Here is a 9335-nt window from a genome sequence, read left to right on the forward strand (position 1 = left end):
TCGTCGGGTGCGTGGGGCTCCGGCTGACCACGAGGGGTTCAGCGCACCGGGGGCCACCCCGCTGGCGTCCAGGCTAGGGCGGGTCATCCATTATCGATAGTTGAGATCGGTTTGCCGGATCCAGGAGCGGCCGGCCGCGCCCTCCTCACGCGGTGGATGTGGAGCATGAGGTAGAGCAGCTCCTCGGAGGTCACCTCGCCGCCGTAGCGATCGGTGGCGTACTCGGCCACCTCCATCGCCGCGGCGCTGACCTCCTCGTCGCTCGCGCGGAGCATCTCGTAGACCTCCGCGTGGGCGCCGCTGAGGGGCGCGGCGTCCTCCAGGCGCTGCACGAAGTACTTCACGTGCGTGACGAAGCGCAGGAAGTCGTTGGACTGCGGAGCCGCAGCGATTCCCACGCGCCGCGCGACGATGGCGATGATCTCGCGCACCGTCTCGGAGGCGCGCAGCGTCGCCTCCATGTTCCCGGTCAGTGTCGCGTTGACCAGGTGCATCGTGAGGTACCCCGCCTCATCGAGCGGCAGGGTGACGTGTGCGTGCGCGCTGACCTGGTCGAGCATCTCCAGCGCCACGGCGAACTCGGTGGGGTAGGCGCTGCGGACCTCCCACAGCAGGGGGTTCTCGATGCGCTGCCCGGCGCGGGACCGCTCCAGGGCGGCGCTGAGGTGGTCGGCCAGGGCGAAGTGCACCCGTGGCGTCAGCTCGACCCCGAGCCGCTCGTGCGCTGTGGTGGCGAGCGCGTCGGCCAGCTGGAGCACCTCGTAGGCCAGGTCGGCGACGAGGGCTCCGACGATGGAGCCTCCCGCCTCCGGCTCGAGCACGAAGCGCTTCTCGACCTTGGACTCGTCGACGACGTCGCCCGGACGCATCCGGAAGCCCAGACCGAGCCCGGTCAGGATGGTCTCGGTGCCGCCGTCCATGACGCGGATGATGTTGTTGTTGAAGACACGGTCGACCTTCATGGTCATCGCCCCTCCTGGACGACCGGGCAGGGGCGCATCGCGCTCCTGCCCGGTCGGCGGCTGTGACGTCAGTGCGAGACGGTACTGGCCACCCGCAGCAGGGGAGAGCCGGTGGTGATCTCGCCAGTGGCCACGTCGCGCAGCGCGGCGGGGTCCTTGGTGGCGGTCAGCAGCACGGGGGTCACCAGGTCATAGCCCTCTGAGCGGACTGCCTCCAGGTCGAACTCCACCAGCAGGTCGCCAGCGGCCACGAGGTCGCCCTTGGTCACCCGCGGGGAGAACCCGCGGCCGCCCATCTTCACGGTGTCGATGCCGATGTGCACCAGCAGCTCCAGGCCCTCGTCGGAGACGAGGCCGATGGCGTGCCCGGTGCGCGCCACCGTCACGACCCGGCCGGCGAAGGGGGCTCGCACCTCACCGGTGGTGGGCAGCACCGCGACGCCCGCGCCGAGCACACCGCCTGCGAAGACCGGGTCGGGCACGTCCTTGAGGGGTACCACGCGGCCGGACAGGGGGCTGAGCACGAGGCCATCACCCTTACCCGCACTCGGGGTGACCTGGGGCGACGTCGGGGCGGAGATGGGGGCGGCGGCCGCCGGGGCGACCGCGGCCGTCGTCGACGACGTGCCTGAGGTGCCGGCGCCAGCCGAGCGCTTCTCGGGGCCGCGCAGGAAGACGCCCACCACGCCGAGGGCGAACGCGGCGCCGATGCCCACGAGGTACCCGCTCACGGGCTGGAAGCCGGGGATGGTGAAGACGTTCTGGAAGAGGAACCCGGTGGCCTTGACGCCGAAGGCGCCGTTGAGGGCGCCGCCCACCACCGCGGCCACGACGAGAACGGGGATGAGGCGGCGGTAGCGGAGCACCACGCCGTAGACGAGCGGCTCCGAGACGCCGGCGAGCGCACCGGAGGCCGCACCGGCTCCGGCCGCGGCGCGCAGCTCGGTGTCCTTGCTGGACAGCAGGACGCCGACGGCGACGCCGACGAGGGCGAAGTTGTAGCCCGCCCAGCCGGCCAGGATGGTGTCGGTGCCGGTCGCGGCGAGGTTGGCGAGGATGATCGGCACCAGGGCCCAGTGCAGGCCGAGCGTGACGAGGAACAGCATCGAGCCGGCGATCAGCGCCCCGGTGAGGATGCTGCTGGTGGAGTTGAGCAGCTCGATGCCGTCGGCGATCCACTGGCCGAGGTACACCCCGAACGGACCGAAGACGAGCATCGTCACGGGCACGACCACCATGAGGCTGACGAAGGGGATCAGCACGAGGTGGAGGTTCTTGTGCAGCGCGCGGCGCAGGGCCTTCTCGATCACCGACAGGAAGATCGCGGCGATCATCACCGGGAACACCTGCGAGGAGTAGGACATCAGCACCATCGGCAGGCCGAGGAACGAGCTGGTGTCACCGGTCGTGCCGAGCGCGGTGAAGGTGGGCTCCAGGAGGGCGGCGCCCACCACGCCACCGACGTAGGGGTTGGCGCCGAGCTTGAGCGACGCTGTCACGCCGACGAAGATCGGCAGGAAGTAGAAGACGGCGTTGCTGGCGGCGTAGAGCACCGCGTGCGTCGAGGACTCCGCCGACAGCCACCCGAACTGCGTCAGCAGCGCCAGCGCCGCCCGGATCATGCTGGATCCGACCAGGGCCCACAGCAGCGGCGAGAAGGTGCCCGAGACGAAGTCGAAGACGCGGTCGGCCGCTCGACGGCCGGCCGAGCGATCGTCGCCTGCAGTCGTCGCCGCGCTGGAGGAGCCCCCGCTGGCCGGGGAGAAGCCGATGGCCTGGTAGACGTCGGCGACGGCGTTGCCGACGACCACCTGCAGCTGCCCTCCGCGCTCGACCACTGAGATCACGCCCGGGGTGGTCGAGAGCCCCTGCTTGTCGGCGCGCTGGCCGTCGCGCAGCGTGAAGCGCAGGCGGGTGGTGCAGTGCTCGAGGGTGCTGACGTTCTCGCGCCCGCCGACGTGGCGGACGATCTCTTCCGCCAGCTGCGTGGTGCTCGTGGTGGTGGACATGCCTTCTCCTGTCTGAACGCTTCACTGCGCCGAGGAACAAAAAAAGACCTGACCCGACGAGCTGCAGCAGCTCGCGGATCAGGTCTTGCCCGCCGAGGCGGTCACAATCCTGAACACCAGTCATTGGTGTCGCGGGAGACAGTAGCCGTTGCCTCCTCGCTGGTCAAGCACTTCGTCCTGCGAGGTCTTGGACGTCCGCGTCAGCGGTGGCGCTCGAGGCTCGCCCCGTTGCTGCGGATCACCTCCGCGTACCAGCGGAACGAGTCCTTGCGGTAGCGAGCGAGCGTGCCCGATCCGTCGTCGTTGCGGTCCACGTAGATGAGCCCGTACCTCTTGCTCATCCGGGCATTGCTGGAACTGACGAGATCGATGCAGCCCCACGTCGCGTAGCCGAGCAGTGAGACGCCATCGGCGAGCGCCTCCTCGACCTGGACCAGGTGGTCGTTGAGGTAGGCGATCCGGTAGTCGTCATGCACGGTCAGCTCACCATCGACCTCGACCAGCTCGTCGACGGCTCCCAGGCCGTTCTCGACGATGAACAGCGGCTTCTGCCACCGGTCCCAGAACTGGTTGAGGATGACGCGCAGCCCCACCGGGTCGATCTGCCACCCCCACTGCGAGGCCTGGAGCGTGGGGTTCGGGACGCCGGCGAAGATGTTGCCGCTTCCGGTCACGCGCCGAGCGGGGTCGGCGGTCTCGCACACGCTGACGTAATAGCTGAACGAGACGAAGTCCACGGTGTTCTCGCGCAGCAGCACGCGGTCTTCCTCGGTGATGTCGAGGTGGACCCCCGCCTCACGAAGGGTCCGCAGGAAGTATCCGGGGTACTCGCCGCGCACGTGGACGTCGCCGAACGCCAGGCTGGCTCGGTCGGTGGTCATCGCCGCCATGACGTCGCGGGGGTCAGGCGTCAACGGGTACGTCGGGGTTCCGAGCACCATGCAGCCGACCAGCGCCTCCGGTGCGATGTGACGCGCCAGCCTGGTGGCGGCTGCGCTCGCCACCAGCTCGTGGTGGATCGCCTGGTAGAGGTCGGCGTCGCTGAGCTCGTGGGCCGGTGTCGTGATGGCGCCGGAGGCGAAGGGCGCGTGGAGCACCGAGTTGATCTCGTTGAACGTCAGCCAGTACTTGACCCGGTCTCCGTAGCGCTCCAGCAGGGTGCGGGCGTAGCGCTCCCAGTGCGCGAGCATCCGGCGGTCCGACCAGCCCCCGAGCTGCTCGGCGAGGTGCAGCGGGGTCTCGTAGTGGGACATCGTGACCATCGGCTGGATGCCGTGGGCCAGGCACGTGTCGATGACCCGGTCGTAGTGCGCCAGGCCGGCCTCGTTGGGCTCGCTCTCATCGCCGCGCGGGAAGATGCGGCTCCAGGCGATCGAGAACCGGAAGACGGTGAAGCCCATCTCGGCCAGCAGGGCGATGTCGTCCTCGTAGCGGTGGTAGAAGTCGATGGCCACGCGCTTGAGGTTGGGCTCCACCGGTGCGGCGGTCCGCTGTCCTACAAGGCCGTCTGGCAGGACGTCCTGGATGGACGGGCCCTTGCCGTCCTCGTCCCAGGCGCCCTCGACCTGGTTGGCCGAGACGGCTCCTCCCCACAGGAATCCCTGCGGGAAGCCTGACCGTCGTTCCGCCGTGGACATGGACCGGTGCCTCCGTGGTGTCGTGCCAGCAGCCGACCCCTTGGGGTCCTGCTGTGCGGCGAGACGCGTTCATGGTGCTGGCACCCGGGCGTCGCGCCCTCGATCCGGGGGAGCGAACCGCCCTGCCAGTGCCAGCAGACTGTGCCAGGCCCGGCAGTGCCAGGCCCAGGGCGGTCCGCCGAGACCTGCTGCTGCCAGCGGTCGTCGATGGCTGTGACCTGAGCTTGAGCGGGACGCGCCGGGTGCCCTCCCGCAGGCGTTCCGATGACGCCTGCGGGGGGGACGGTGCGCTGGGCTCAGCTGGCGTGCTGGTCGGGAGCACCCGCCTCGGGCTGCACGCTCCAGGCCGGCGGTTCGTCAACGCCGGCTTCTTCGTCGCGCTCGGCGTCATCCCGTGTCGCCTGGACGAGCCCGGGGGTGTGGTGCACCGGGGCGTAGACCGCGTAGAGCTGCAGCGGCTCGTCGCCGGTGTTGATGACGTCGTGCCAGGTCCCGGCCGGGACCTGGATGGACCAGCCGTCCCGGACCTCCTGCTCGAGGTCGAGCTGGTCTTCGGCCGGTCCCATGACACAGCGGCCCTGCCCAGCATCCACGCGGAGGAACTGGTCCGTCTCGGGGTGGGCCTCCAACCCGATCGACTGGCCCACCGGGATCGACATGAGGGTCACCTGCAGGTGCTTCCCGGTCCAGACGACGGAGCGGTAGTGCTCGTTCTCGCGGGTGGCCGCCTCGATGTCGAAGGTGTTCGGACGGGGTCCTGAGTCGTGGCTGGTCATGGTCGGTGCTCCCTTTCCAGTGAGGTGCTGTCGAGTGCTGGGTCTCAGTACTGCGTCTGGATGCTGCTGTGCCGGGGCTGCTCGTCTCGGGCGAACCTCGTGGTGACCAGGAGGGCGAGCAGCGCGCCTACTCCCGCCACCAGGAAGACCCCGGCAAGCCCTGCCGTCGAGGTGCCGCTGGCGGCGACCCACCCGCTGGCCAGCCCGGTGCCGACGGCGACACCGACCTGGTTGCCCAGCTCCATCTGCGAGGAGGCGCTGCCGACCGCGCCGTCGGCGTCGTCCAGGACGGCGAGCGAGTTGGTGGTGAACCCGGCGCCGGCGCCGAGCCCGGCAACGACCCAGCCTCCCGCCGCGATGGCGACGGGGACGTGGCTGAGGGCGACGGCGGCGATGACCACGAGGCCCGCGATGACCAGCGATGCCCCTAGTCGGGCGACAGCACCTTTGCTCATCCCGCTCTTGACGAGTCGGGCGGGCGCGTAGGCGCCGACCGTCCAGCCGATGATCCCGGCCGTCAGGACGGTCCCCGCAAGTGGCGCGCTGGTGCCTCGCAGGCTCGTGAGCGCGAGCGGGATGAACAGGTCCGCTGTGAAGAAGGCTGTGGACAGCGCGGCCGCGAAGACGACGTTCGTGGGCAGCCCGCGGCGCACCCCCAACGTGCCTGGGGGCAGGACCCGTCGGACGCCGAGGTAAGCAAAGGGCACGCCCATCACGAGGGCGACGACTGCGGGCCATGCCGGCAGGTTCGGTGCGACGAGGGCCGCTCCAAGTCCGGCGCTCAGGGCCAGCCCTCCACCGAGCCGACCGAGCGGGGTGGGAGCGTCGCTGCGTGCAGTGACCGTCAGGGCGGCCCGGCCGCTGTCGGCTGGCTCCCGGTCGACGCGTCCGAGCGGTCCTCGGACGAGGAGCACAGCCACCGGGGCCAGAGGCGCGAGGACGGCGAAGACCCACCGCCACGTGAGGTTCTCGGCAACCAGCCCAGCCAGGACCGGACCCACGAGGCTCGGGACCGTGAACGCGCTGGCGTTAAGTGCGAGCATCTTGGGGCGGACCTCGTCGGGGAAGCCCTTGCCGATGGCCGAGTACGCCGCGACCGACAGGGCGCCGGCGCCCAGGCCCTGAAGGACGCGGCCGAGCACGACGACCCCCATGGAGGGGGCCACGGTCGAGACGAGCAGACCGCCGGCGAAGCTGAGCGTGCCGACGGCGAGGGGCCGGACGATGCCGTACCGGTCGAAGATCGGTCCCGCGACCGCCAGCCCGACCACGTTGGCCAGCGTGAACGCTGTAAAGACCCACCCGTAGAGGGCAAGCCCTCCGAGTTCGTCGGCCGCTGCCGGTAAAGCCGTGCTCACGCCGAGGCGTGAGAACGCCGCGGCAGCTACCAGAGTCACGAGCCCCAGGGCCAGGACTCTGTACCGCGGAGCCAGCACGCTCTCAGAGCTGCTCACCTCATGCTGCTGGACAGACATCACCCCTCCCTTAGTCAGTATGACGGATAACTATCTTACATACCTATCTGAAATCGGCATCGCGGTAGCATGGGGCGACGAAGGAGGTGGCTGTGGCGACGGCTCAGCAGGTGGTTGACGCGCTCGTCCGGGCAGGGCGCGGTGCGGCCGTCTACCGAGATCTACCCGACGGACTGCGACGAGCCCACCTGTACCTGCTCTTCGCTCTCGAAGAGCTCGGTGGGCGCGCCCGGGTGACCGACGTCGCGGAGAGGGCGCGGGTCCAGATCCCGAACATGACCCGCCTGCTCAGAGAGACCGACGCGGCGGGCTGGACGGACAGGTCGCCGGACCCCGACGACAAGCGCATCGTGCTGGTCCGGCTCACCGATGAGGGTGTCGCCTGCTTGAGGCGGTACCACTGGGACTACCTCGACGCCCTCGGTGATCGCCTGCGTGCACAGGACCACCCGGAGTACGACGTGATGATCGAAGCGATCGATCGGGCAGTCGCTGCAATCGCCGAGGCGACCGCTTCGGTCAATGAGTCGGAGGCCCGTCGAGCACGCTGATCGCTGTCCGATCCCCGGCCTCTAGCTGATCCCGCGTCGGGAGCAACGCCGGCCGCATCAACGACCGGCTGAGTGGCGCGAGCAGAGCGCTCAGCGCTGCAGTGACCGTAAGTCTCTTTGGGGCCTCCTCGTGTGCCTGCTGGCACAACGGGAGGTGGCAGGACGCCAAGGCCGCATCACTGCAGGGGCTGGCCGCTCGGTTGGGCGTGACGGGCAACCCGTGGTGCGCGCCCGCTGAGCTGTCGGGGGTCGCCCCTAGGTTGCAAGCAGCAGGTCGCGGAACGTCACGCGCGAGGAGTCGGTGTGGGCGATGTGATGGTCATCCTCGGAGCAGGTGCTACCTATGACTGCCTCGAGCAGGAACGGGCTGATCGTTTCGGAGTTGCCCGCCCACCGTTGGCGGCTCAACTGTTCGACGAGCGGAGCGACTTCGTCGAGGTGCTGCGACGGGTGCCTCAGGCCCTGTCCATCGTTCAGCGAATGCGCCGTCTGGCGCCTCTAGGCGGCGGTGTGGAGGAAGCGCTCAACCGTGTGGTCCAGAGGGCCGAGGAGACTCGGGACCCCATGTATCTACAGGACGTCCTCGCTCTTCGCTTCTACCTCCGAGAGATCATCATCGGGTCTACGGCTCCGATCTCCGCCGCCACGGCGGGGGCCACGAACTATCTCGACCTCGTAACCCGGCTCCACGACTACTCGCTGGACTCTGGATCCCGCGTCACCTTCGTCACCTTCAACTACGACAACTTGTTGGAATCCGCGATCGCGAACCGGTTTTCCTATCGCTTCTCGAATACAGACTCCTACATCAATGCACCCATAGCAATTTTCAAGCCGCACGGATCCGTGGACTGGGTGGATGCCATCCCCCTGTCGAAGAATGTTCCGTCGCGATCGCCCTACATGCACGTTGCGTCAGTCAAATCCGCCGAGCACCTCGACACGACTCGCAAGAGTGCCGTATTGATGTATGACGAGGCCAAATTAGGTTCTGGATGGGAACCACCGGAAGTGATCGCGCCGGCTATTGCCATTCCTATCACTAGCAAGGACGCTTTCCTGCTCCCTGATGGCCATGAACGAGACCTGGCACAGCGCATGGTCGAAGTCGACACGTTGCTCATCATCGGCTGGCGCGCCTCAGAGGCGGCGTTCAAGGAACTTGCTAGAACTAACCTGCGCTCCGCCGGCTACCAGGACATCCGTGCCTTCGTTGTGGACAAGGCAGACAGTCGCATCTCTGCAGGAGTCGAGACCATTAGAAACTTCAGCCCTCACTTAAGTTCCGGCAACACGGCGACGAGTGAGCTTGGCTTCTCGGGATTCTTGGACGATGGCCGCAGTCATCCAAGGCTGAGTGAGTGGGGTCGATTTATCGAGCACGTACGCCGGTCCCGATAGTGACCCAGCTCGCTCAGTCGGTCTGGGCAGGGGTCTGACTGATTCACCGAAGGAATCAGAGGAGTGCGAGGCTGGCCACCCCAAGACTGCGCTAGCTACCACCCTGCCCGACACTGTGGTCGCGCAGCTCAACGCGCCCCGGGAAACGACGAAAAAGCAGACCTAGTCGCGCTCACGCCCGGCCGGTCGGAGTGGGCCAGCACCGTGCACGTCGCGGGGGGAGGCGCCCTGAACGTGCTGCTACGCCAGGCTATCGCCGACTGCTCGGGGCTCACTGTGGTTACCGGGCCCGTCGAAGCGACGGCCATGGGCAGCCTGCTCGTCCAGGCGTGGCCCGCCGGCCAGGTGCGTGGTGGTTTGCGGGACCTCCGTGTCTCGCCCCGTGTCTGTCAGAGACTCGGAACTAACGCCTCGACGGTAGCTGGGACGCTGATGCCAGCGGTGCTGGCGTAGTAGCCGGCCTCGAACTCCACCGGCGGGACCAGGCCCAGCTCGCCGTGCAGGCGCCGGTGGTTGAACCAGTC

The 9335-nt window shown here is 68.5% G+C and carries 8 protein-coding genes; 3 read left to right on the top strand and 5 right to left on the bottom strand.

The window, feature by feature from the left end; translation table 11 throughout:
* Positions 1–83 precede the first annotated feature (83 nt).
* The 5 genes from FHN55_RS16050 to FHN55_RS16070 form a co-directional block, all read right to left on the bottom strand.
* The gene (locus tag FHN55_RS16050; RefSeq protein WP_180357887.1) at positions 84–962 is read right to left on the bottom strand and encodes a PRD domain-containing protein; all 879 of its coding nucleotides are present in this window, start codon (positions 960–962) and stop codon (positions 84–86) included.
* A 68-nt stretch (positions 963–1030) separates the two neighbouring features.
* Positions 1031–2971: a glucose PTS transporter subunit IIA gene (locus tag FHN55_RS16055; protein WP_139713337.1), complete on the bottom strand. Its 1941-nt coding sequence runs from the start codon at positions 2969–2971 to the stop codon at positions 1031–1033.
* 200 nt (positions 2972–3171) lie between these two features.
* Positions 3172–4608: a glycoside hydrolase family 1 protein gene (locus tag FHN55_RS16060; RefSeq protein ID WP_139713338.1), complete on the bottom strand. Its 1437-nt coding sequence runs from the start codon at positions 4606–4608 to the stop codon at positions 3172–3174.
* Positions 4609–4904: 296 nt separating this feature from the next.
* A complete protein-coding gene (locus tag FHN55_RS16065) occupies positions 4905–5384 on the bottom strand; it encodes a cupin domain-containing protein (RefSeq protein ID WP_139713339.1) in 480 nt (159 codons plus the stop codon).
* A 44-nt stretch (positions 5385–5428) separates the two neighbouring features.
* Positions 5429–6838 carry an MFS transporter gene (locus tag FHN55_RS16070; protein WP_180357888.1) on the bottom strand — a complete coding sequence of 470 codons (1410 nt, stop codon included), beginning with the start codon at positions 6836–6838 and terminating at the stop codon, positions 5429–5431.
* A 113-nt stretch (positions 6839–6951) separates the two neighbouring features.
* On the opposite strand from FHN55_RS16070, the gene FHN55_RS16075 reads away from it, so the two are divergent.
* The 3 genes from FHN55_RS16075 to FHN55_RS24305 all read left to right on the top strand — a co-directional run bounded on the left by FHN55_RS16075 (position 6952) and on the right by FHN55_RS24305 (position 9264).
* On the top strand, positions 6952–7410 hold the full coding sequence (locus tag FHN55_RS16075) for a MarR family transcriptional regulator (protein ID WP_180357889.1): 459 nt from the start codon (positions 6952–6954) through the stop codon (positions 7408–7410).
* 303 nt (positions 7411–7713) lie between these two features.
* A complete protein-coding gene (locus FHN55_RS16080; protein WP_139713342.1) occupies positions 7714–8811 on the top strand; it encodes an SIR2 family protein in 1098 nt (365 codons plus the stop codon).
* A gap of 204 nt (positions 8812–9015) precedes the next feature.
* A complete protein-coding gene (locus FHN55_RS24305) occupies positions 9016–9264 on the top strand; it encodes an FGGY-family carbohydrate kinase (RefSeq protein WP_373995746.1) in 249 nt (82 codons plus the stop codon).
* Positions 9265–9335: the final 71 nt, after the last annotated feature.

The organism is Streptomyces sp. NP160 (assembly GCF_006335115.1).
Classification (GTDB): Bacteria; Actinomycetota; Actinomycetes; order Actinomycetales; family Quadrisphaeraceae; genus Quadrisphaera.

Coding starts and splice junctions, on each gene's coding strand:
- FHN55_RS16050 (WP_180357887.1), bottom strand. CDS start 962: ATGAAGGTCGACCGTGTCTTCAACAACAACATCATCCGCGTCATGGAC.
- FHN55_RS16055 (WP_139713337.1), bottom strand. CDS start 2,971: ATGTCCACCACCACGAGCACCACGCAGCTGGCGGAAGAGATCGTCCGC.
- FHN55_RS16060 (WP_139713338.1), bottom strand. CDS start 4,608: ATGTCCACGGCGGAACGACGGTCAGGCTTCCCGCAGGGATTCCTGTGG.
- FHN55_RS16065 (WP_139713339.1), bottom strand. CDS start 5,384: ATGACCAGCCACGACTCAGGACCCCGTCCGAACACCTTCGACATCGAG.